The organism is Amycolatopsis sp. NPDC050768, from assembly GCF_040654155.1.
Classification (GTDB): Bacteria; Actinomycetota; Actinomycetes; order Mycobacteriales; family Pseudonocardiaceae; genus Amycolatopsis.
In genome coordinates this window covers 736,291-758,372 of the sequence record NZ_JBFAHL010000001.1, presented here as the reverse complement: position 1 = coordinate 758,372, position 22,082 = coordinate 736,291, and the positions used below count along the sequence as shown (strand labels likewise).

The 22,082-nt window shown below is 71.1% G+C and carries 23 protein-coding genes; 19 read left to right on the top strand and 4 right to left on the bottom strand.

The window, feature by feature from the left end; translation table 11 throughout:
• Window positions 1-17: 17 nt before the first annotated feature.
• The 7 genes from AB0H62_RS03875 (at window position 18) to AB0H62_RS03845 (ending at window position 7,327) form a co-directional block, all read left to right on the top strand.
• Window positions 18-1,097 carry a UDP-N-acetylmuramate dehydrogenase gene (locus tag AB0H62_RS03875; RefSeq protein WP_255638623.1) on the top strand — a complete coding sequence of 360 codons (1,080 nt, stop codon included), beginning with the start codon at window positions 18-20 and terminating at the stop codon, window positions 1,095-1,097.
• A gap of 188 nt (window positions 1,098-1,285) precedes the next feature.
• Window positions 1,286-2,458, top strand: coding sequence for an Ig-like domain-containing protein (locus AB0H62_RS03870; RefSeq protein ID WP_360583966.1), 1,173 nt, complete (start codon window positions 1,286-1,288; stop codon window positions 2,456-2,458).
• Between the two features lie 21 nt (window positions 2,459-2,479).
• The gene (locus AB0H62_RS03865) at window positions 2,480-3,301 is read left to right on the top strand and encodes an alpha/beta hydrolase (RefSeq protein WP_360583964.1); all 822 of its coding nucleotides are present in this window, start codon (window positions 2,480-2,482) and stop codon (window positions 3,299-3,301) included.
• 22 nt (window positions 3,302-3,323) lie between these two features.
• Window positions 3,324-4,631 carry a D-inositol-3-phosphate glycosyltransferase gene (gene mshA / locus AB0H62_RS03860; RefSeq protein ID WP_360583962.1) on the top strand — a complete coding sequence of 436 codons (1,308 nt, stop codon included), beginning with the start codon at window positions 3,324-3,326 and terminating at the stop codon, window positions 4,629-4,631.
• Complete coding sequence (locus AB0H62_RS03855; protein ID WP_360583960.1) at window positions 4,628-5,140, top strand: YbjN domain-containing protein; 513 nt, start codon at window positions 4,628-4,630, stop codon at window positions 5,138-5,140. The genes mshA and AB0H62_RS03855 overlap by 4 nt, the downstream gene beginning before the upstream one ends.
• 65 nt (window positions 5,141-5,205) lie before the next feature.
• Window positions 5,206-6,144, top strand: coding sequence for a DUF4349 domain-containing protein (locus AB0H62_RS03850; RefSeq protein WP_360583958.1), 939 nt, complete (start codon window positions 5,206-5,208; stop codon window positions 6,142-6,144).
• A gap of 433 nt (window positions 6,145-6,577) precedes the next feature.
• Window positions 6,578-7,327 carry a phosphoglyceromutase gene (locus AB0H62_RS03845; protein ID WP_220245923.1) on the top strand — a complete coding sequence of 250 codons (750 nt, stop codon included), beginning with the start codon at window positions 6,578-6,580 and terminating at the stop codon, window positions 7,325-7,327.
• A gap of 76 nt (window positions 7,328-7,403) precedes the next feature.
• On the opposite strand, the gene AB0H62_RS03840 is transcribed toward AB0H62_RS03845, so the two are convergent.
• Window positions 7,404-8,309, bottom strand: coding sequence for a hypothetical protein (locus tag AB0H62_RS03840; RefSeq protein WP_360583956.1), 906 nt, complete (start codon window positions 8,307-8,309; stop codon window positions 7,404-7,406).
• Window positions 8,306-8,953 carry a DNA-binding response regulator gene (locus tag AB0H62_RS03835; protein ID WP_354867079.1) on the bottom strand — a complete coding sequence of 216 codons (648 nt, stop codon included), beginning with the start codon at window positions 8,951-8,953 and terminating at the stop codon, window positions 8,306-8,308. The genes AB0H62_RS03840 and AB0H62_RS03835 overlap by 4 nt, the downstream gene beginning before the upstream one ends.
• A 100-nt stretch (window positions 8,954-9,053) precedes the next feature.
• Here AB0H62_RS03835 and AB0H62_RS03830 point away from each other — a divergent pair, with 100 nt between their 5' ends.
• The 4 genes from AB0H62_RS03830 to AB0H62_RS03815 all read left to right on the top strand — a co-directional run bounded on the left by AB0H62_RS03830 (window position 9,054) and on the right by AB0H62_RS03815 (window position 13,201).
• Complete coding sequence (locus AB0H62_RS03830; protein WP_360583954.1) at window positions 9,054-9,938, top strand: aldo/keto reductase; 885 nt, start codon at window positions 9,054-9,056, stop codon at window positions 9,936-9,938.
• A gap of 137 nt (window positions 9,939-10,075) precedes the next feature.
• The gene (locus AB0H62_RS03825) at window positions 10,076-11,335 is read left to right on the top strand and encodes an ATP-binding protein (RefSeq protein ID WP_220245927.1); all 1,260 of its coding nucleotides are present in this window, start codon (window positions 10,076-10,078) and stop codon (window positions 11,333-11,335) included.
• On the top strand, window positions 11,332-12,021 hold the full coding sequence (locus tag AB0H62_RS03820) for a response regulator transcription factor (protein WP_204091841.1): 690 nt from the start codon (window positions 11,332-11,334) through the stop codon (window positions 12,019-12,021). The genes AB0H62_RS03825 and AB0H62_RS03820 overlap by 4 nt, the downstream gene beginning before the upstream one ends.
• Window positions 12,022-12,217: 196 nt before the next feature.
• Complete coding sequence (locus AB0H62_RS03815; protein WP_220245928.1) at window positions 12,218-13,201, top strand: Ppx/GppA phosphatase family protein; 984 nt, start codon at window positions 12,218-12,220, stop codon at window positions 13,199-13,201.
• Here the strand turns inward: AB0H62_RS03815 and AB0H62_RS03810 are convergent.
• Window positions 13,167-13,412 (bottom strand): hypothetical protein, encoded by a 246-nt coding sequence (locus AB0H62_RS03810; RefSeq protein ID WP_220247901.1) that lies wholly within the window; start codon window positions 13,410-13,412, stop codon window positions 13,167-13,169. The two genes, AB0H62_RS03815 and AB0H62_RS03810, sit on opposite strands and share 35 nt — an antisense overlap.
• Window positions 13,413-13,805: 393 nt before the next feature.
• Here AB0H62_RS03810 and AB0H62_RS03805 point away from each other — a divergent pair, with 393 nt between their 5' ends.
• From AB0H62_RS03805 to AB0H62_RS03770, 8 genes are all read left to right on the top strand, one after another.
• Entirely contained in the window at window positions 13,806-15,152 is a 1,347-nt protein-coding gene (locus tag AB0H62_RS03805; protein WP_360583950.1) for a hypothetical protein, read from the top strand.
• Between the two features lie 245 nt (window positions 15,153-15,397).
• Complete coding sequence (locus tag AB0H62_RS03800) at window positions 15,398-16,204, top strand: sugar phosphate isomerase/epimerase family protein (RefSeq protein WP_255638626.1); 807 nt, start codon at window positions 15,398-15,400, stop codon at window positions 16,202-16,204.
• Window positions 16,205-16,349: 145 nt separating this feature from the next.
• A complete protein-coding gene (locus AB0H62_RS03795; protein WP_360583948.1) occupies window positions 16,350-17,180 on the top strand; it encodes a thioesterase family protein in 831 nt (276 codons plus the stop codon).
• Between the two features lie 24 nt (window positions 17,181-17,204).
• The gene (proC, locus tag AB0H62_RS03790; RefSeq protein ID WP_266118269.1) at window positions 17,205-18,017 is read left to right on the top strand and encodes a pyrroline-5-carboxylate reductase; all 813 of its coding nucleotides are present in this window, start codon (window positions 17,205-17,207) and stop codon (window positions 18,015-18,017) included.
• Window positions 18,018-18,203: 186 nt separating this feature from the next.
• Window positions 18,204-18,419, top strand: coding sequence for a helix-turn-helix domain-containing protein (locus AB0H62_RS03785; RefSeq protein WP_101436173.1), 216 nt, complete (start codon window positions 18,204-18,206; stop codon window positions 18,417-18,419).
• Between the two features lie 197 nt (window positions 18,420-18,616).
• Window positions 18,617-18,718 carry an AURKAIP1/COX24 domain-containing protein gene (locus tag AB0H62_RS03780; protein WP_007030867.1) on the top strand — a complete coding sequence of 34 codons (102 nt, stop codon included), beginning with the start codon at window positions 18,617-18,619 and terminating at the stop codon, window positions 18,716-18,718.
• A 273-nt stretch (window positions 18,719-18,991) separates the two neighbouring features.
• Window positions 18,992-20,038 (top strand): NAD-dependent epimerase/dehydratase family protein, encoded by a 1,047-nt coding sequence (locus AB0H62_RS03775; protein ID WP_360583945.1) that lies wholly within the window; start codon window positions 18,992-18,994, stop codon window positions 20,036-20,038.
• Window positions 20,035-21,054, top strand: coding sequence for a lysophospholipid acyltransferase family protein (locus AB0H62_RS03770; RefSeq protein ID WP_220245933.1), 1,020 nt, complete (start codon window positions 20,035-20,037; stop codon window positions 21,052-21,054). The genes AB0H62_RS03775 and AB0H62_RS03770 overlap by 4 nt, the downstream gene beginning before the upstream one ends.
• A gap of 26 nt (window positions 21,055-21,080) precedes the next feature.
• On the opposite strand, the gene AB0H62_RS03765 is transcribed toward AB0H62_RS03770, so the two are convergent.
• On the bottom strand, window positions 21,081-21,989 hold the full coding sequence (locus tag AB0H62_RS03765) for an HAD-IB family hydrolase (RefSeq protein ID WP_220247323.1): 909 nt from the start codon (window positions 21,987-21,989) through the stop codon (window positions 21,081-21,083).
• Window positions 21,990-22,082 lie beyond the last annotated feature (93 nt).

Sequence of the window (22,082 nt, the reverse complement as noted above, 5' to 3'; positions counted from 1 at the left end):
CAGTACCGTTAGGCAGCGTGAACCCCGTCGAAACGCCCGCGCCGCCGCGCCTCGCCGAGTACACGACGCTGCGCCTCGGAGGACCCGCGCGCCGGTTCGTGCGGGCCACGACCAGCGACGATCTCGTCGCCGCCGTGCGCGAGGCCGACGCCGCCGGCGAACGCGTGCTGCTCCTCGGCGGCGGTTCGAACCTCGTGGTGGCCGACGGCGGTTTCCCCGGCACGCTCATCCAGGTCGCGAACACCGGCTGGATTTGGGCCGGCGACACCGACGACTCCGACGACGTCGTCGAGGCGGCCGCGGGGCAGGAGTGGGACTCGTTCGTCGCCGGGCTCGTCGAGGCGGGCATCGGCGGACTCGAGTGCCTGTCCGGGATCCCGGGTTCCGTCGGCGCGACACCGATCCAGAACGTCGGCGCGTACGGCTGCGAGGTCGCCGAGTCCATCGTCTCGATCGAGCTCTACGACCGCGCCGCGCGCGAGGTGCGCACGGTCAAGGCCGACGAGCTCGGCTTCGCCTACCGCACCAGTGTGCTCAAGGGCACCGACAGCGGCGTGGTGCTCAGCGTCCGCTTCCGCGTCGACCCGGCCGGTGAGTCCGCGCCCATCCGCTACGCCGAGCTCGCCCGCACGCTCGGTGTCGAGATCGGCGCGAAAGTCCCCACCGCCGCCGCGCGCTCCGCGGTTCTGGGCCTGCGCCGCGGCAAGGGCATGGTCCTCGACGCGGCCGACCACGACACGTGGAGCGCCGGCTCGTTCTTCACGAACCCGATCATCCCTTCGCCCGACGTCGAGGCCGTGCTCGCGCGGATCACCGCCGTCGTCGGCCCGGACGTCGCCGTGCCCCAGTACCCGGCCGACGGTGGCGTGAAGCTTTCCGCTGCGTGGTTGATCGAGCGCGCCGGCTTCGCCAAGGGCCACCCCGGCCCCGGCGGCCGCGCCTCGCTGTCGACGAAACACACGCTCGCCCTGACCAACCGCGGCACCGCCACGACCACCGACCTGCTCACCCTGGCCCGCGAAGTCCGCGACGGTGTGCGTGACCGCTTCGGCGTGACGCTGCACCCGGAACCGCTGCTGATCGCCTGCTCGTTCTGATCCCGTCACAACGCTGTCACCAGCGGAACCACCCGGTGGATGAAACGTCTTGTCGACATGACGCGGGCGCCACTCACTGGGTGAACCCGGCGTCGGCAGGTAACGTCGAGGCGCTCACCGGCGCTGACAGCGTGGAAGCATCCGCCGGTGCGGGGGTCGGCGTTGTCCAAAAGGGGAGGTTCACGGGGATGGAACGGCGCACGGTGTTCAAGGCGGTGCTCGCCGCGGGGGCGGGGGCGCTCGCGGCCGCATGTTCGACCACCACGAACGGCACGGCGCTGCCGCTCGGCGGGAGTGGGGAGGACGTCGGCAAGCCCGTGGACCCGGTGGCGAAGATCACCGCCACGCCGGCCGTGAACGCGAAAGACGCGGACGTCCGCGAGCCCGTGGTCATCAAGGTGACCGACGGCAAGCTCAGCGAGGTGAAGGTCACCAACGCCGACGGCGACGCCGTCAAGGGTGACCTCGCGGCCGACGGCCTCACCTGGAAGAGCTCCGAATCGCTCGGCTACGGCAAGACCTACACCTACGCCGCCAAGGCCACCGGCACCGACAACCGGCCCGTGGAGCTCAAGGGCTCCTTCGCGACGGTCGACCCGGCCAAGCAGCTGCGCGCCACGCTCAACCCGGCCGACGACGCCCACGTGGGCGTCGCGATGCCGATCAGCGTGAAGTTCAAGGAAGCGCCGAAGGACCGCGCGGCCGTGGAGAAGGCGCTGAAGGTGAAGACGGACGTCGAAGGCTCGTGGGGCTGGCTCTCGGCCACGCAGGTCGACTGGCGGCCGAAGGAGTACTGGCCGGAGAACACGACCGTGGAGGTCGAGGCCAACCTCTACGGCGTCGACCTCGGCAACGGCGCCTACGGCAAGGCCGACGTCACGACCAAATTCAAGATCGGCCGCAACCAGGTCGTGAAGGTGAACACCCCCGACCACGAGATGAAGGTCTACCGCGGCGGCTCCGTGTACAAGAGCTACCCGTGCGCCAACGGCCTCGACTCCGATGTGAACCGCAACACGCCCAACGGCACGTTCATCGTGATGTCGAAGGAGCCCACGGCGGTGTTCGACAACGCCCGCTACGGCTACACGAACGTCAACAAGAAGTGGGCCTGCCGCATCTCCAACCACGGCGAGTACATCCACGAAAACCAGGACAACGCTGCCAACATCGGCAAGACCAACAACTCCCACGGCTGCGTCAACCTGCTGGAAGCCGACGCGAAGGAGTACTTCGACTCCGCGCTCATCGGCGACCCGGTGGAGGTGACCGGTTCGCAGCTGTCCAGCCCCACCGGCTCCGACGTCAAGGACTGGTTCTACGACTGGTCCACCTGGAAGACGCTGTCGGCGGCGAAGTGAAGCGTGCTACGAACTGACCTCGTGAACACCGAAGTGGTCGGTACCTCCGGCGTGCGTATCGCGTTGCGCGTCGAGGGTGCCCAGAACTCGCGTCCGATCGTCTTCGTGCACGGCTGGGCCCAGTCGTCGCGCGCGTGGGCGGCCCAGCTGGCCGACCCGGCGCTCACGGAGCGGTTCCGCCTGGTGGCGATGGACCTGCGGGGCCACGGTGCGTCCGACGTCCCGGCGGCCGGCTACGACGACCCGCGCCAGTGGGCCGACGACCTCGCCGCCGTGCTCGACTTCGCGGGCCCCGACGCGATCGTCGTCGGCTGGTCTTACGGTGGGCTCGTGATCGCCGACTACCTGCGGGTGCACGGAACGGCACGGCTGGCCGGGATCGTGCTCGTCGGAGCCATCACGGAGATCGGCCGCGGCCGCGAAGGCGGTAAGACCGGATCGGTCATGCGGGCCGCGCTGCCCGCGGCGCTCTCGGATGATCCCGAGGTCGCCGTGCCTGCGCTGGTCGAGTTCACCCGGGCCCAGGCGAACGCCTCGGTGCCCGGGACATTCGCGCAAGCCCTGCTCGGGATGTCGTTGGCGGTGCCGCCGGCCGTGCGCGCGGCGCTGTTCAGGCGCGACGTGGAGAGCGCTGAAGTGCTGGCCAAGGTCGACAAACCGGTCCTGGTCGTGCATGGCACGGCCGACCGCGTGGTCGATCCGTCGGCAGCGGAATATTCGGCCGGGAAGATTCCGGGGGCCGTTCTGCGTTGGTTCGTTGATGCGGGGCATCTGCCGTTCGTCGAGGACGCGGGGGAGTTCAACTCCGCGCTGCGGCGGTTCTCCGGGGAAACAGCCGAGTAGCGCACACAGGAGTAGTGACCAGGTGACCATCTCCTCTCTGTCGGGGTTCCGCGCTGCGCCGCGTCGCATCGCGGTGCTGTCCGTGCACACCTCGCCGCTCGAACAGCCGGGCACCGGCGACGCGGGCGGCATGAACGTGTACGTGCGGGAGACCGCCACCGAGATGGCGCGCCGCGGCGTCGAGGTCGAGGTGTTCACCCGTGCGACCTCGTCGGACCAGCCGCCGCTGGCCGAGCTGGCGCCGGGCGTGACCGTGCGCCACGTGCAGGCCGGCCCGTTCGAGCCGCTGGGCCGCGACGAGCTGCCAGCGCAGCTGTGCGCGTTCACCTCGGGCGTGCTGCGGGCCGAGGCGTTCCACGAGCCCGGCTACTACGACCTCATCCACTCGCACTACTGGCTCTCGGGCCAGGTCGGCTGGCTCGCGCGCGACCGCTGGGGCGTGCCGCTGGTCCACACCGCCCACACGCTGGCGAAGGTCAAGAACTCGTTGCTCGCCGACGGCGACAAGCCCGAGCCGCGCACGCGCGTGATGGGCGAGGACCAGGTGGTGGCCGAGGCCGACTGCCTGGTCGCCAACACGCAGGTCGAGGCCCGCCAGCTCGTGGACCTCTACGGCGCCGACCCGCATGCGGTGCACGCCGTGCCGCCGGGTGTCGACCTCGACCGCTTCACGCCCGGTTCGCAGGCGCTGGCGCGCGACGCGTTCGGGCTGCCGCGGGACGCCGTGGTGCTGGCGTTCGCGGGCCGGATCCAGCCGTTGAAGGCGCCGGACGTGCTGCTGCGCGCGGCCGCCGAGCTGCTGACCCAGCGGCCGGCGCTGCGCTCGAAGCTCGTGGTGCTCGTGGTCGGGGGGCCGTCGGGCACCGGGCTGGAGCAGCCGCAGGCGCTCAAGGAACTGGCGTGGACGCTCGGCATCCAGGAGCAGGTGCGGTTCCTGCCGCCGCAGCCGGGGCAGAAGCTCGTGGACGTGTTCCGCGCGGCCGATGTGGTCGCCGTGCCGAGCTACAACGAGTCGTTCGGGCTCGTGGCGCTGGAGGCGCAAGCCTGCGGCACGCCCGTGGTGGCCGCCGAGGTCGGCGGGCTGCCGGTCGCGGTGCCGCACGGTGTGTCCGGGCTGCTCGTGCCTTCGCACACGGCGACCGACTGGGCCGACGCTCTGGCAGCCGTCGCGCTGCGTCCGGAACGCCGGCGTGAGCTCGGCGCCAACGCCGTGCTGCACGCCCACCGCTTCTCCTGGAGCCGCACCACGGACTCGCTGCTGGAGATCTATGCTCAGGCGACCAAGGCGTTCCGCGGAGCGCTCGACGTGCGGGCGGAGGTGGCCGTGTGAGCCTGGACGCGACGATCAAGTCCACTTTGGACGCTGCCGAGCTCAAGTACGACCGGCGTGGCGAAGGAAAGTACTTCGTGACGTTGCCGGGCACGAAGAAGCTCCAGACCAACTGCTGGCTCGTGGACGGCGACCACGCGTTCTCCGTGGAGGCGTTCGTGTGCCGCCGCCCGGACGAGGCGCACGAGCAGGTGTACCGCTTTCTGTTGCAGCGCAACGCCCGGCTCTACGGCGTGCACTACACAGTGGACAGTATCGGCGACATCTACCTCGTCGGGCGCTTCGGCAAGGAGACCGTGACCGACGCCGAGCTGGACAAGATCCTCGGGCAGGTGCTCGAAGCCGCCGACGGTGACTTCAACACGTTGCTGGAGATCGGGTTCGCGTCGTCGATCAAGCGCGAGTGGGACTGGCGCGTGTCGCGCGGGGAGTCGCTGGCGAACCTCCAGGCGTTCAAGCACCTCGTGGCGCCCGAGAAGCCGCACGAGCCGGGCTTGACCGACTCGTGACTCGGGCCGTGCAACGCCGTTGACGCCGGGGTCCGTCCGTCTGCCACCCGAGTGGAGGAGGACGGATGAGAACTCGATGGAGATGGGTGCTGGCCGGCGCCGGGTTGCTGGTGGCACTGGCGGGGTGCACGGCGAACGAGCCGAACTCGACTGAGGCCGACAGTGGGGTGGCTGCCGGGCGCGCGGCTGTGCCCCAGCAGGGACTGCCCCAGCAGGGGGTGGCGCAACCCGGTGTGCCGCAGCAGGGCCTGACCACGAAGGGCCCGGTTCCGCCGGCGGTGGGGGCCGCGGGGACCACCGACCGCAAGCTCGCCCGGAGCGCGCGACTGGACCTCTCGACCCCGAAGCTCGACGACGTCGTCTCGCGGGCGCGGGTGATCGCGGCCGGAGCCGGCGGGTACACGGGCCAGGAGAGCACGCTGGAGTCGTCCGCGACCCTGAGCCTCGCCGTGCCCGCCGAAAAGCTCGACGGGGTGCTCGACCAGCTCGCCGGGCTCGGCAAGGTCACCAAGCGGGAGCTGAGCTCCCAGGACGTCACCGCCCAGGTGGTCGACGTGGACGCGCGCCTGGCGACGCAGCGCGCGAGCGTCGACCGGATCCGGGCGTTGCTGGCGAAGGCGACGTCGATCTCCGAGATCGCGAGTGTGGAGAGTGAGCTCACCAACCGCGAAGCCGCGCTCGAGTCACTCGAACAGCAGCAGAAGGCGCTCGCGGGGAGTGTCGCGATGTCGACAGTGGCACTGTCCGTGACGGCCGACGTCGTGACCGGTCCCGGGCAGACATCCGATGACTTGCCCGGCTTCCTTGCGGGGCTCGCCGGTGGCTGGGACGCGTTCCTGACCGTCGGCGGCGGCTTCCTGACGGCGCTGGGGGCGATCGCGCCGTTCGCCGTGGTGCTCGGGATCCCGGCCGGGGCGGTGTGGTGGTGGGCGCGCAAGCGACGCCGTTCGCGGCCGGTCGGTGACACGGCAGACGCGGCTGTCCCCGCCGGACCTGCGGGATAACGGGAAAGGCGGGACGGCTCGAGGGAGGGGGGAGTCGCGATCTCGAGCCGCCCCGCTGAAGTTCCCGCCGATCAAGGACCCGGTGACGAGGGGGATGCCAACGGGGCCGGCGGGCCGCGGCTCGGCAGGGGGGAGACGAGCCGCGGTCATAGCCCGCCGTCAGCCGGGGAGTGCGTGGAATCCGGCTGAGCGGGACATGCCAAACCTGTCAGATGTCCACCTGTAATCACAAGACTACTCGTTACTCCATTCGAGTGAACTTCGCGAGGCGGGATAACAGCGCGCAGCACATTGCACCCTTTTCGCGGCTTGTTGACGGGCTGACTTCTGTTCGGGTGAAGGTGTTACTATGGGGTAACACACTCTCTGTAGAACATCGTTCAAGCGGGACTCACCAGTCACGAACCTGGTCCGCTCTGGCAGGCTGTGCGCCATGGCTGAACTTGGGACGCTGGTGCTGCTGCGTCACGGACAGAGCACGTGGAACGCGGAAAACCTGTTCACCGGATGGGTGGACGTGCCGCTTTCGGAGACGGGCGAGCGCGAGGCTCGCCAGGGTGGCCAGCTGCTGGCCGAGGCGGAGCTGCTGCCGGACGTGGTGCACACGTCGCTGCTGCGCCGCGCGATCGGCACGGCGAACATCGCCCTCGACGCCGCCGACCGGCACTGGATCCCCGTCAAGCGCGACTGGCGGCTCAACGAGCGCCACTACGGCGCGCTGCAGGGCAAGAACAAGAAGCAGACGCTGGAGGAGTTCGGCGAGGAGCAGTTCATGCTCTGGCGCCGCTCTTACGACGCCCCGCCGCCCGCCATCGACCCGGCCGACGAGTTCAGCCAGGCCGGCGACCCGCGCTACGCCGACCTCGGCGACAACGCGCCCCTGACCGAATGCCTCAAGGACGTCGTCGAGCGCCTCCTGCCGTATTGGGAGTCCGAGATCGTCCCCGACCTTCGCGCGGGCAAGAACGTCCTGGTCGCCGCGCACGGCAACTCGCTGCGCGCGCTCGTGAAGCACCTCGACGGCATCTCCGACACGGACATCGCGGCCCTCAACATCCCCACCGGCATCCCCCTGCGCTACGACCTCACCGACGACCTCCAGCCCATCAAGCCGGGCGGCCTGTACCTCGACCCGGAGGCGGCGGAGGAAGCCGCTGCCGCGGTGGCGAACCAGGGCCGCTGAGCTTTACCCAGTCACGGCGGACGAAGGGCCACTGCGCGAGCTGCGCGGTGGCCCTTCGGCGTAGACGGGGAGCGGGTCAGGCAGCGTTCAACGGGTCGATCGCCGACACCTTCCAGCCGCCGTCCGGCAGGCGGGCCAGGGTGAGGCGGACGGGGATGGTGCGGTCCTGTGGGCCGCCCTGTTGCTGGGTCGAGACGACGGCGTCGAGGAGGACCGTGGCGGTCTTGCCGTCCGCGGAGGCCGACGACACGGCGGCCGCGGACTGGGAGTTGAAGGAAGCCTTGGCGCCGCTGCTTTTCATGCTGTCGACGGTGGTCTGGCGGGTCGCGCGGAACTGCGTGAGGAGCGGGTCGACGGCGACGCTCTCGTAGCCGTCGTACACGGCGTCGGCGTTATGGGCGTCGACGGTCAGCAGCACCGAGCCGGCGTGCCGGGCGGCGGCGAGGGCGGAGTCGCGGGTGACGGCGGGGCGCGGGGCGCCCGGGTCGGCCGCCGGGCCGAGGGTGCCGCGCGGGTTGAGGTTCAGGTCGCTGACGCGCCAGTGGTCGCCGGCCGGTGCGGCGGTCACGAGGACGACCGCGAGCGCCGCGTTGGTCTTGCCATCGGGGGCCTGGCTCTGCTGCTTGATCGCGGCGAGCACCGTGGCCCCGCCCGGCGACAGCGCGGCGACGCCCGAATCGATCACGTGCGTCTGCGTCTTCACCGGAGTGGTCTTGATCTGTGCGAAGGTCTGGTCGAACTGCGTGCGGGCGTTGCCGGTGAAGTACTCCTGCTCGTTCTTCGCCACCGCGGCCGTGTCCGTGGAGTCGAAGCTGAACACGGTCTCCACGGCCTTCTTGATCCCCGCGGAGGCGTCGCTCGTGGCCTTCGCGTCCACGTAGGCCAGGTTGGCGGGCTGCGGCGGAACCGCGGCCTTCCCGCCCACCGCCGAGCTGCACCCGGCAGCGAACAGGGCGAGCAACACCACGACACCACGCTTCACAGCAGACCGGCCTCCTTCGCGCGCGCCCCGGCCTGGAACCGCGACGTCGCCCCCAACGCTGCCATCAGCTCCGCGACGTAGCGCCGGTAGGTCCGCAGGCCGACGCCCATCGTGCGCGCCGCGGTCTCGTCGGTGCAGCCCGACAGCAGCAAGTCCAGCAGCCGCGGCGTGTGCCGGCGCAGCTCGGCGTAGCGCGTTTCGAACGCCGCGAGGTCCGTCGACGATCGCCACGCGGCCTCGAACAGCGACGAGATCCCGTTGACGAGGTCGGGTCGCGAAAGGACGGTGTAGCTGCGCCCGTCCGGCGTGACCTCGGCGGCGAGGATCGCGAGGCGCCCGTCGAGGATGATCGTCTCGTTGATCTCGCGCTCGGTGATCCGGATCTGCGCGCCGACCTTGCGCAGGAGGCGCAGGTGCTCGACGCTCGCCTCGTCCAGCAGCACGCTCGGCACGTAGATCTTGCGCGCCCGCCGGCCCTGCAGGTCGGGCACCGGGGGCACGCCGGTGCCCGGGCGCGAAGCCGCCCAGGTGAAGAGGGTGTTCGCGGCGCACGCGATGTCCGTGGCGCTGCCGAACAGGTGGGCGGTGCGGTCGAACAGCTCGCGTTCGCCGCGCACGGTCACGACGTCGTCGACTCGAGTCACGCACTCCAGTGTCACCTCGTGGAGCGACCGCGGCCACTGCCGGGTGGCAGCTTCCTGCCAATCCGGGCGACGCGAAAGCCGCCAGGTCACGCTGGAAGTCATGACCCAGACAGCACTTCCCGCCGCGGCCGCCGGCACGTGGCAGCTCGGCTCCCTGACCGTCAACCGCCTCGGCTTCGGCGCCATGCGGCTCGTCCCGTTCACGGGCGGCACCAGCGCCGACCGCGAGCGCGCCCTCACTGTCCTGCGCCGCGCGCTCGAGCTCGGCGTGAACCACATCGACACGGCGGCGTTCTACTTCACGCCGGAGTTCTCCTCCAATGAGATGATCAACACGGCCCTCTCGCCGTACGCCGACGACCTGGTCCTGACCACGAAGGTCGGCCCCGGCCGCGACCCGTCCGGCGAGTTCCTGCCCTTCGCGCGGCCCGACCAGCTGCGCGGCCAGGTCGAGGAGAACCTGCGCCAGCTCGCGCGCGACCACATCGACGTGGTCAACCTGCGCATCGGCACGGGTCTCGGCCGCGGCACGGGCTCCATCGCCGAGCACTTCGGCGCACTGGCCGAGCTGCGCGAGGCCGGCCTCATCCGCGAGCTGGGCATCTCCAACGTCGGCCCGGAGCACCTCACGGAGGCGCTGGCGATCGCGCCCGTGGTCTGCGTGCAGAACCAGTACGGCCTCACCGCCGTCCGCGAGGACGACGAGCTGCTGCGGCTCTGCGGTGAGCACGGCGTGGCCTTCGTGCCGTGGTTCGCCGTCGCGAGTGGACAAACCGACGAAACGGGCGTCGAAGAGCGCGTGGCGACGGTCGCGAAGCGCCACGACGCGACCTCGGCCCAGGTCCGTCTCGCGTGGACACTCGCGCAAGGTGATCACGTGCTCGCGATCCCGGGTACGGGCAACCCGGACCATCTGGCACAGAACGTCGCCGCCGCGCAGCTGCGCCTGACGGCCGGCGATCTTGCCGAGCTCGACGGAGCGTGAACATTTGTCCGGAAGATCTCGGCCGGGTGAACGGGGCCTGACACCAGGGCGAACTTGTCCCCTGTAGGTGTCACGCGCCTCACGACCGGGCTTCCAGGACTGGTCCGAAAGGCTACCGGGATGCTTACGATTCCCTCGTGACCACGCCTGTTGCCCTGATCTCGGCCATCGGCGCTCTTGTCGTCGGCGCGGTCGTCGGGTTTCTCATCGCCCGGGCTCGGGCCCGGAAGGAGACGGCACGGCCGGTGGGACCGACCGTGGCGGAGCTTCTCGAACGGCTGATCCGGTCGTCCCGGAGCGGCGTTATCGTCCTCAACCGCTTCGGTGACCTCGTGCTGCACAACCCGAGGGCCTACGAGCTCGGCCTGGTGCGCGTGAACCAGGCCGACCCGCGGGCCCGCGCCGCCGCCGAGCAGGTGGTGGAGACCGACGAGCCGATGGAGATCGACCTGTCGCCGCTCGAGAACCGTGGGCGGCGACAGCCCGAGGCCGTGCTCGGCGAGGTCCGCCCGCTCGGCGACGGCTTCACCGTGGTCGAGGCCGTGGACCACTCCGAGGCCATCCGCCTGGAAGCCGTGCGGCGCGACTTCGTGGCCAACGTGAGCCACGAGCTCAAGACCCCGGTCGGCGCGATCGCGCTGCTCACCGAGGCCGTGCTCGACGCCGTCGACGACGTGGACGAGGTCCGCCGCTTCGGCAGCAAGATCCTCCGCGAGTCGACCCGGCTGGGCACGCTCGTGACCGAGCTCATCGCGCTTTCGCGCCTGCAGGGCGCCGAACGGCTGCCGGACCTCAACGTCGTCGAGGTCGACGCCGTGGTGCGGGAGGCGCTCGGCCGGACAACGTTGTCGGCGGAGTCGGCGGAGATCACCATCACCACCGACACGGCGAGCGGCCTGCTCATCGAGGGCGACCGGACGCTGCTGGTCACGGCGCTGTCGAACCTGCTGGAAAACGCCGTCGCGTACTCGTCGCCGGGCAGCCCGGTGTCGATCTCGCGCCGGCTGGCCGACGGCATGGTCGAGATCGCCGTGACCGACCGCGGCATCGGCATCGCCGAAGACGAGCAGCAGCGCGTGTTCGAGCGCTTCTACCGCGCGGACAAGGCCCGCTCCCGCGCCACCGGCGGCACGGGGCTGGGCCTGGCGATCGTGAAGCACGTCGCGGCCAACCACGGCGGTTCGGTGGGCCTGTGGAGCAGACCCGGCACCGGGTCCACGTTCACGCTGCGGATCCCCGCGCACGTCAGCCCCGAGCCCGGCGGCGACGGCGCGCGTGGCAAACAGCAGACCCAGCCCGCCACCGTGGTGCGGCAGGACAAGACCCCCGAGCGGACACCCCGGCTCGTGGCAACCGGGCAGGAGCTCTCCAGCCCAGACCATGGAGGAAACCTGTGACGAGGGTTCTCATTGTCGAGGACGAAGAGTCCTTCGCCGACCCGCTCGCCTTCCTGTTGCGCAAGGAAGGTTTCACGGCCGCGGTGGCCGGGACGGGACAGCAGGCGCTCGAGGAGTTCGACCGCAACGGTGCCGACATCGTGCTGCTCGACCTCATGCTCCCGGGCATGAGCGGCACGGACGTGTGCAAGCAGCTGCGCCAGCGTTCGGCCGTGCCGGTGATCATGGTGACGGCGCGCGACAGCGAGATCGACAAGGTCGTGGGCCTCGAGCTCGGCGCCGACGACTACGTGACGAAGCCCTACTCGGCCCGGGAGCTCATCGCGCGCGTGCGCGCGGTGCTGCGCCGCGGCGGCGAGCCGGGCGCGGAGGGCGAGCTGGCGCCGCTGGTGCTCTCGGCCGGGCCCGTGCGGATGGACGTCGAGCGGCACGTCGTGACCGTGGACGGCGCCGAGGTTTCGCTGCCGCTCAAGGAGTTCGACCTGCTGGAGTACCTGCTGCGCAACGTGGGCCGCGTGCTCACGCGCGGCCAGCTGATCGACCGCGTGTGGGGCGCCGACTACGTCGGGGACACCAAGACCCTCGACGTCCACGTGAAGCGCCTGCGCTCGAAGATCGAGCCCGACCCGGGTTCCCCGCGCCACCTCGTGACGGTGCGCGGCCTCGGGTACAAGTTCGAGACGTGAGCCGCCGGTAGGTAAAACACCGGAGCACGGCCGGGGTGGCGGGGTTTTTTCTTGCCGCTCCGGCCGTTTTGGCTCCTGGGAAAACGCTTTATTTTTCACCCTGTGCGGGCGTTCGGCCACGCAGAGTCGAGCCCGGACCGAGTGGTGTTGGTTACAGTTTCGAGACCTGGCTGTGGGACCGGTACGCTGGATCCTCGTGCGCCTAGGGGTACTCGACGTCGGGTCCAACACCGTCCACCTGCTGGTGGTCGACGCCCATCGTGGTGCGCACCCGACGCCCATGCACTCGGAGAAGGCCGTGTTGCGCCTCGCCGAGCAGATCACGCGATCCGGCGAGCTCAGCCGTGCGGGCTCCGACCAGCTGGCCCGGGCCGTGGAGTCGGCGCGCGCTTCGGCCGTCCGGCTCGGGTGCGAAGAGGTGATGGCGTTCGCGACGTCGGCCGTGCGCGAAGCCAAGAACTCGGCGAAGGTGCTGGCCAGAGTCGCGGAAGAGACCGGCGTCGAGCTGAAGGTGCTCTCCGGCGTCGACGAGGCGCGCTTGACTTTCCTGGCGGTGCGGCGGTGGTTCGGCTGGTCGGCCGGCCAGGTGCTGGTGCTCGACATCGGCGGCGGCTCGCTGGAAGTCGCGATGGGCCGCGACGAGGAGCCCGTGCTCGCGGAGTCGCTGCCGCTGGGAGCCGGGCGCACCACGCGCACGCGCTTCCGCCACGACCCGCCCACGCGCTCGGAGGTCGTGGCGACCTCCGCGTGGCTGGAGGGCGAGCTCGGCGGGCTCGCGAAGAAGGTCGCGAAATGGGGTGAACCCGATCGGGTGGTGGCGACGTCGAAGACGTTCCGCTCCCTGGCCAGGCTCACCGGCGCGGCCCCCTCGGCGGCGGGCCCGCGCGTGCGCCGTACGCTCACGGACACCGCGTTGCGCCAGCTCATCGCCTTCGTTTCGCGCATGCCCGCAGCGGACCTCGCGCAACTCGAGGGGGTCAGCTCGAGCCGGTCGCACCAGCTCGTGGCGGGTGCTCTGGTGGCGCAAGCCGCCATGCGGGCGCTCTCCCTCGAAGAACTCGAGATCTGCCCGTGGGCACTGCGAGAGGGTGTCATCCTGCGACGGCTGGACCATTCCAACGGCGCGGACGAAACTGGGGCCGCCCTCACCGGCGTTTCGGCGAACGGGGAGGACCGGTGACAGCAGCGGACTGGACTTCGGTGACGGAAAACAGGCACGGTGAAGAGGTGACGGACATGCACAGCACGGTGTTCAGCGCGCGCGGCGCCGCCTGCGTCCGGCCGCCGGCGCGTGCCGTGGCCAACCCCGAGCGCGCTTTGGACAGCACGGTATGACCGACGAGAACGGCGCCCCGCCCCAGAAAACCGTGGCCGAACTGCTCGCCCAGCACGGGCAGCAGGTCGAGGGCTCACGGCGGCGCAGGCGTCGCGCAGCCGAAGACGACGAAGCCCCCGAGCCGCAGCCGGAGAGCGGCCGTCGCGCCGCGGGTGTGAGCGACACCGCCCCGCAGGCGATCATCGACCGTGTGACCAGCGACGGCGGCACTCCGCCGCCGCCTTCGCGCTCGGCGGGTGGCCGTCGTCGTTCGGACGGGCCCGCGGCCCCCGCGCCGCGGGCGGTGCCGCAGGAGCCGGGGCCGTTGCAGCGTCCGCCTGCTCCTCCTGCGCCGCCTGCCGGTCCTCAGGGACCGGGTGGGTTGGCTGGTCCTGGTCCTGGTCCTGGTCCTGCGGGTCCGGGTGGCCCCGGTGGTCCTGCCGGCCCACCGACGCGGTCGGTCCGGCCGGTGAACGGGCAGCAGGATTCCGGGTACGTTCGCCAGCCGCCACCTGAGTCGGGGCAGTTCGCCCGGCCGCAGGCTCCGCCGCAGGAGTCCGGGCAGTTCGTGCGGCCGCAGGAGACGGGCTACACGCGCCCGCCGGCTCCGCCGCAGGATTCGGGCCAGTTCGCGCGGCCGCAGGAGTCGGCGCAGCTGCCGGTTCCGCCTTCGCCTTCAGCCGAGTCGAGCCAGTTCGTGCGTCCGCCGGCCCCGCCGCAGGAGTCCGGCCAGATGCCGGTGCCGCCGCGCGGCCGTCCGACGCGCCAGCAGCCGGTGCCGCCGCCGGGTGCGGAAGAGACCCGCAACCAGGTGCCGCCGGTCCGCCGTCATCCCGGCCCGCCGCCCGCGCCGGGCGGCCCGCTCGCGTCGCGCCTCGACGGTCTTGACGGCACGCCCGACGCCGATGTGCCCGAGCCGCCCATGGCCAGTGGCGCGTTCCCCACGGGAGCGCCGCAGCGTCCGCGCCGGGCGCCGGCCCGCCGTCCCGCGCCGCAGCAGGACCCGCACACGGAGCAGTTCGACGCCGTGGCCGGGGTGGCGCCGGAGGCGCCTGAGGTGGCTCCCGGTCCTGGCCCGGGTGGTCCTCGCCCCGGTGGTCCTCCCGCTCAGCCGCCGGGCTTGGCGGGTTGGCGCAAACGTCGTGAGCAGGAACAACTCGAGGACACCGAGATCGGCGTGATGCCGGTCGTCCCGGGCGAGTCCGCCGACGCCTACGCCGACGAGGACTACGCGGCCGACGACTACGCCGAGCCGTACGCCCCCGAGGGCGACTACGACGGCGGCCCGCCCACCATGGCCGCCCCCGCCGACTTCGACGCCGGCCCGCCCACCGCGGGCTACCCGGCGCCCATGCCGTTCGCCCCTGGCGGCGGCCCCGTCGACGACGACCTGTCCGAGTACGAGCGCGAGTTCGCCCAGCCGGGCTCCCCGGACTTCGACGGCGACGACTACGGCTACGACCAGCACGGCGACTACGAGGACGACTACGACGACGTCGCCCCCGAAGAGCCCGCCGCCGCTCCCGTGGCCGCCGAGCCGGCCCTCGAAGGCTCCCCCGGCAAACAGTGGCTCACCCTCGCGGGCCAACTTGCCCTCGGCGTCGTCGGCGGCGCCGGCGTGTGGCTCGGCTTCAACTGGCTGTGGGTCAACCTCGCGCCGGCCGCCCTCGTGGGCGCACTGCTGGTGATCGTGGCGCTGGTGTGGATCGTCCGCAAGATCCGCCGCGCGGAAGACCTGCAGACCACGCTGCTGGCCATCCTGGTGGGTTTGGTGGTGACGGTGTCACCTGCCGCCCTGTTGCTGGTGGGGCGTTAGGCGGTTTCGGGTTTGTCGGGAACTCCCGGTCTCGCTGGTTGCGGGCCGGGAGTTCTTGCGTTTACGGCGGGGGACGGCCTGGGCTTCGCTCGCCGTGGTCAAGACCACCTGGGGAGCCGCCTGGTGTTTGCGGTTGACGACGCCCGCGACCTCGCGCCCCAGCCAGGCGCTGTCCCCATCCGCGAACACACGCCCACCCCACAGCACCTGCGACACGCCCACCCCGGGCAAGGCAGGATGGCCCCGTGAACGCGCCTGAGAAGCCGATACCTGTGGGCCTGAGCACTGCGTCGGTGTGGCCCCTGCGGGCGGGGGCGGCGTTCGAGCTCGCGGCGGAGCTCGGGTACGACGGGGTCGAGGTCATGGTGTGGGCGGACCCCATCAGCCAGGACGTCGCGGCCGTGCGCCGGTGGTCGAAGCGCACGAACGTGCCGATCCTTTCGATCCACTCGCCGTCGCTGTTGATCACGCAGCGGGTCTGGTCGCCGGATCCCGAGATCAGGCTGCGGAAGTCCGTGGAGGCCGCGGAGCAACTGGGGGCGCGGACGGTCGTCGTGCATCCGCCGTTCCGGTGGCAGCGGCGCTATGGGGACGGGTTCGGGGACCTCGTGGACGAGCTGGAAGAGAAATCCGGCATCGAGGTCGCCGTGGAGAACATGTTCAAGGTGCGTCCGCCGGGTGGGTCGCGGAACGCACGGGTGTCGGCGTTCCGGCCGTCGATCGATCCCACGGACGTCGGGTTCCGGCACTACACGCTTGATCTTTCCCACAGCGCCGCCGCGCGGATGGACGCGCTCGCGCTGGCCGAGCGGATGGGGGAGGGCCTGAGCCACGTCCACCTCGCCGACGGAACCGGCGTGCCCAAGGACGAGCACCTCATCCCGGGCCACGGGGGCCAGCCGTGCGCCGAACTGCTGGAAAAGCTGGTCAGCGACGGCTTCACCGGTCAGGTCGTGCTCGAGGTCAACACACGCCACGCCATCGCCACCGCCGAGCGGGCCCGCGCCCTCGCGGAGGCGCTGCTGTTCGCCCGGTTGCACCTCGGACAGTGACCAGGCCGTTAGCATGATCGGCTGTCCGGGCGGTCCCGGGCCCCGGGACACCCTCATCCGGCTCATCGACACGTAAAGTGCCGACCGTGAACTCGTTGCGATCGTTGAACTTCTCCGCCACATGCGCCGCCGTGGCCGGCCGTTCGTGAGCCGGGCCGAACAGACGGCGACGGCGTTCGACGCGGCCAGCGCGGTCCGCTCCCTCGGAGACGGGACCTTCACGGCCACGCTGAGAGCGGATTGGGCGATCGCGAACCATCCCCACGGCGGGTTCCTCCTGGCCCTGCTCGCCAAGGCCGCCACGGCCGTGCTCGGCGAACGCGGCGAACCCACGGTGGAACCACTGGTGGTCAGCGCCGAGTTCCTGCACGCGCCGGCACTGGGTCCGGTGCTGCTGCGCACCGACGTCCGCAAGGTCGGCCGCCGCGCGTCGGTGGTCGCGGTGCGGCTGGAGCAGCGCGGGCGCAGCTGCGTGGAGGCGCGCGTCACGACCGGGCGGCTGCCGATGCGCCGCCCGGACTGGAGCGACGTGCCGCAGCTGCCGGCCGAACCGCCTTCGGGCGCGGTGCCGCTGGGCGCCGAAACCTCCGAGGGCGTGTTCAACCTCTCCTCCAGCTGCGAGATCCGCGTGGACCCGGCCACGGCGGGGTACCTCGCCGGGCGTGCCGGCGACCCGCCGCGGCTGAAGTTGTGGGCACGTCCGCGAGACGGGATCGGCGACGTCTACTTCGCACTCCTCGCTGGCGACCTCAACCCGCCGGTGGTGGCCAACCTCGGCCGCGTCGGCTGGGCGCCCACGGTGCAGCTCACGGCGTTCCTGCGCACCCGCCCGGCCCCCGGCTGGCTGCGCATCCTGGTGGAATCGCGTTCGGTGCACGAGGCCTGGTTCGACTCCGACGCCACGGTGATCGACTCCCAGGGCCGCCTCGTCGCGCAGGCGCGCCAGCTCGCGCTCGCCCCGGCACCCGGAGCCTGACGCGCGTTTGGCACTCTCAGTGGCATGAGTGTGATTGCGGTGCTGGGCGCGGGAAAGATCGGCGAAGCCCTCCTGTCGGGGCTGCTGCACGGGGGCCACGCGCCCGGCGACCTGCTCTTCACCGAGCGCTACGAGGGCCGCGTCCGCGAGCTCGAGGAGCGCTACCCGGGGATGCGCGCGGCCACCGTGGAGGACGCCGCCAAGCGCGCGGACGTGCTCGTGGTCGCCGTGAAGCCGCAGGACATCGAGCCGGTGCTGGCGGAGCTGGCGCCGCTGCTCGGCGCGTCCTCGCTGGTCGTCTCGCTCTGTGCGGGGCTGCCGACGGCGCTGTACGAGCGGCGCCTGGCTGACGGTGTGCCTGTGGTCCGCGTGATGCCGAACACGCCGATGCTGGTCGGCGAGGCCATGAGCGCGATGTCGCCCGGCCGCTACGCCACCGCCGAACACCTCGCCACGGTCCACGAGCTGCTCTCGCACGTCGGCCAGGTCGTCGAGGTACCGGAATCGCAGCAGGACGCCGTCACGGCCCTCTCAGGCTCGGGACCGGCCTACTTCTTCTACCTGGTCGAGGCCATGATCGATGCCGGCATCCTGCTCGGCCTGCCGCGCGCGCTCGCGGGGCAGCTGATCATCCAGTCGGCCGTGGGCGCCGCGAAGATGCTCGCCGAGGGCACGGACCACCCCGTGCTGCTGCGCGAGGCCGTCACGTCGCCCGCCGGCACCACCATCAACGCGATCCGTGAGCTCGAAAAGCACGGCGTCCGGGCGGCTCTGCTGGACGCGATCGAGGCCGCGCGCGACCGTTCTGAAGAGCTCGGCCGCGCCCACGAGGACTGACAAAACCGGCAAACCAGACCCGAGTGGGTAATCCGTGCGGCGAAAACCCGCAGGTAGGGGCCCATCCCGGTGACAGCCGTCGCACTAGTCCCACGTGTCCCGCTACCCTCTAGAAGAGCACGTGCGTGTCGATACCACAGGTGGGGAAGCCTCGTGGCGCGACACGTGTCGAAGGACGCGGTAATCATGTCGCCGAACAAGAAGGAGGATTTGCCCTCGGTCGGGCAGGTCCAGTTTTTGACGGTCGCCGAGGTGGCCACGCTGATGCGGGTCTCGAAGATGACCGTGTACCGGCTGGTGCACTCGGGTGAGCTCCCCGCTGTGAGGGTGGGGAAGTCGTTCCGGGTTCCCGAAAAGGCCGTGCACGAGTACCTGCAGGGTGCCTACTTCGACGTCGGATAGCAGCTCAGCGCGGCGCGCCGCTCCGTTGAGGGCGGCGGTCGGGCGGGGTCTGGGCGGTCGCCGGGCATGTGTTCACCCATGCCCGCCGACCGGCCCGCGTCGGCACGCGGGTAACCTGGTAAATCGCTCGTGCCTGTGCGCTCCACCCGTTGGACGCTGCGCCGGGCAGCGTGACCGACGACAACTGAGGAGCGCCCATGGGTTCCGTGATCAAGAAGCGCCGCAAGCGCATGTCCAAGAAGAAGCACCGCAAGTTGCTTCGCCGTACGCGAGTGCAGCGTCGGAAGGCCGGCAAGTGAGCCAGCCCCACAGCTGATGCGCCGTGGCCCGTCCAGTCTCTGGACGGGCCACGTCCATTTAGTGGGCCTTCTCCCCCGATTGAGTGAGGCGTGAGTCGCAATTCTCTGGTGGAGTTGTAAATACGAAGTAAGACCTGGTCAGGGCACCCCCTGGCGCCGGTAACATCGGTGGGGCGTCCGCGCGATGCTTCCAATGAGTGCAGGCTCGTGCACTTCGGGTGATCATCCACCCTCTTACGCCCAGCCGAACAGCCCAGCCGCACAGGGAGTCCCATGCCGTCGAACATCGTGCTCGTCACCGGGGTCGCGGGAGACGTGGGCGGGAAGCTGCTCGCCCGCCTCGGCACCAACTCCGCCTTCGAGCGCGTGATCGGCGTCGACACCGCGCCGCCCGCGAAAGACGTCCTGCAGCGGATGGGCAGCGCCGAGTTCGTGCGCGCCGACATCCGCAATCCGCTGATCGCCAAGGTCATCAGCAGCGCCGGCGTCGACACGGTGGTGCACACGGCGTGTCTGACCCACCCGGCCGGGCCGAGCCGCCGCTCCGCCGTCAAGGAACTGAACGTGATCGGCACCATGCGGCTGCTGGCGGCCTGCCAGAGCTCGCCGAAGGTGCGCAAGCTCGTGGTCAAGTCCACCGCGGCCGTTTACGGCGCGGGGGCGCGTTCGCAGGCCGTGTTCACGGAGGACTCCGAGCTGATCCCGGCGTCGTCCACCGGCTACGCGAAGGACGCCGTTGAGGTGGAGGGCTACGTGCGCGGCCTCGCCCGCCGCCGGCCCGACATCACGGTCACGCTCGCGCGCTTCGCCAACGTCATCGGGCCCGAGGTCGACACGGTGCTCTCGCGCTACTTCGCGCTGCCGGTCGTGCCCACCGTCTTCGGCTACGACGCGCGCCTGCAGCTGCTGCACGCGTCCGACGCGCTGGGCGTGCTGGAGCAGGCCGTGCTGCAGGACAAGCCGGGCGTGTTCAACGTCGCGTCGGAAGGGGTACTCGGGTTGTCCCAGGCGATCCGCCGGGCGGGCCGGGTGGGGCTGCCGATGCCGAGCGCCGTGGTGCCGTCCGTGGGCAAGGTCCTGCGGGGCGCGCGCGTGGTCGACTTCTCGGCCGACCAGGTCCGCCTGCTGAACTTCGGGCGGGTCGTGGACATCACGAAGCTCAAGAAGGAGTTCGGCTACCAGCCTCGCTTCACCACGCGCGAGGCGTTCGACGACTACACCACGGGCCGCGGCCTGCGCCCGGTGTTCGACGGCGCCCGGCTGGCCTCGCTGGCCGGCAAGGTCCTCGTGGCCGCCGCGACCGGGCAGGCCGGCCGATGAGCCCCGTGACCGGAAGTGAGGCGCACACCGTGAACGGGGCCGAGGCTCAGGTGATCCCGCTGCACGGCCCGGGGCGGGTTTCGCAGCCGGCCGCGCCGCCGTCGTCCTCGTCGGAGCCGTCTTCGGACGCGCCGGTGGTGGCCTTCCCGGCCGCCCCGCCGTCGCCCGCCGAGCCGGAACCCTTGCCGGAGTCCGTGCGGTCGGCGCTGGCCTTCCTGCGAAACCGGCTGACGGGCGACTACACCGTCGACGAGTTCGGCTTCGACGCCGAGCTCACCGAGACCCTCGTGCTGCCGCCGCTGCGCGCGCTGTACGAGAAGTGGTTCCGCGTCGACACCTTCGGCGTCGAGAACCTCCCGACGGCCGGCGGCGCGCTGCTCGTGTCGAACCACTCGGGCACAGTGCCGCTCGACGCGTTGATGACCGCCGTCGCCGTCCACGACGAGACGGGCGGGCGCCACCTGCGCGGCCTCGGCGCCGACCTGGTGTTCAAGATGCCGCTGGTGGGCTCGTTCGCGCGCAAGTCGGGCCAGACGCTGGCCTGCAACGCCGACGCCGAACGTCTGCTGAGCGCCGGCGAGCTCGTCGGCGTGTGGCCGGAGGGCTTCAAGGGCATCGGCAAGCCGTTCTCCGCGCGCTACAAGCTGCAACGCTTCGGCCGCGGCGGCTTCGTCTCCGCCGCGATGCGCGCGGGCGTGCCGATCATCCCCGTGTCCGTCGTCGGCGCGGAGGAGACGTACCCGAAACTCGGCGACATCCGCCTGCTCGCGCGGCTGCTCGGCCTGCCGTACTTCCCGGTCACGCCGTTCTTCCCGCTCCTGGGCGCGCTCGGCGCCGTCCCGCTGCCCACCAAGTGGACCATCGAATTCGGCGAGCCCATCCGCACGGACGACTACACCCCGGACGCCGTCGACGACCCGATGCTCGTGTTCACCCTGACGGACCAGGTGCGGGAATCCATCCAGCAGACCCTGTACCGCCGCCTCGCCCAGCGCAAGAACATCTTCCGCGGCTGAGCCGGCTCAGCCCGTCGGCGACGACGTCAGCGGCGGCGGTAAGCCATCCCCGCCGCGACGGCGCCCGCGAGCGCACCCGCGCCCAGGACCGACGGGACGCCGATCTTCGCCGCCTTGCGGCCCGTGCGGAAGTCGCGGATTTCCCAGCCTCGGGCGCGGGCCACGTCGCGCAGGCCGGAGTCCGGGTTGATGGCCACGGCGGTGCCGACGGCGGACAGCATGGGCACGTCGTTCTGCGAATCGGAGTACGCCGTGCAGCGCTTGAGGTTCAGACCTTCGCGCGAGGCGAGCGCACGGACGGCGTGGGCCTTCGCGCGGCCGTGGAGCAGGTCGCCGACCAGGCGGCCCGTGTAGACGCCGTCCTTGGTTTCCGCGACGGTGCCCAGGGCGCCGGTCAGGCCTAGGCGCCGGGAGATGATCGCGGCGAGCTCGATGGGCGTGGCCGTCACGAGCCACACGCGCTGGCCCGCGTCGAGGTGCATCTGGGCGAGCGCGCGGGTGCCGGACCAGATCTTGTCGGCCATGAGCTCGTCGTAGATCTCTTCGCTGATGCTAGTGAGTTCTTCGACAGTACGACCGGCCACAAAGGACAGTGCGCGCTCGCGGTGGGACTTGATGTCCTCCTTGTTCTCGCGCCCGCCCAGGCGGAACTTCACCTGCTGCCACACGAAACCGGCGAGGTCGGAGGACGTGAAGAACTTGCGCGCCGCGAGGCCGCGCGCGAAGTAGAAGATCGACGCGCCCATCATCATCGTGTTGTCCACGTCGAAGAACGCGGCCGCGGTCAGGTCCGGCGGCGCCGGGGGCACGGCGGGCTCGGCGTTCGCCGTGATCTGGGCGGCCTCGGCCGACGCCTCGCCCGCGAGCGTGGCGAGCCGTTCGAGCTCCTGACTCTTATCCTTGCCACGCCAAGCTGACACGCACACCGCCTCCACGTTCGGGCACGTCCCGGCGGCCGGGAACGGCCGGGTCCTGACGCACAGCGTAGCGACCATGCGACTCACCCGTTCCAGGTGTGGTGAGGGCCT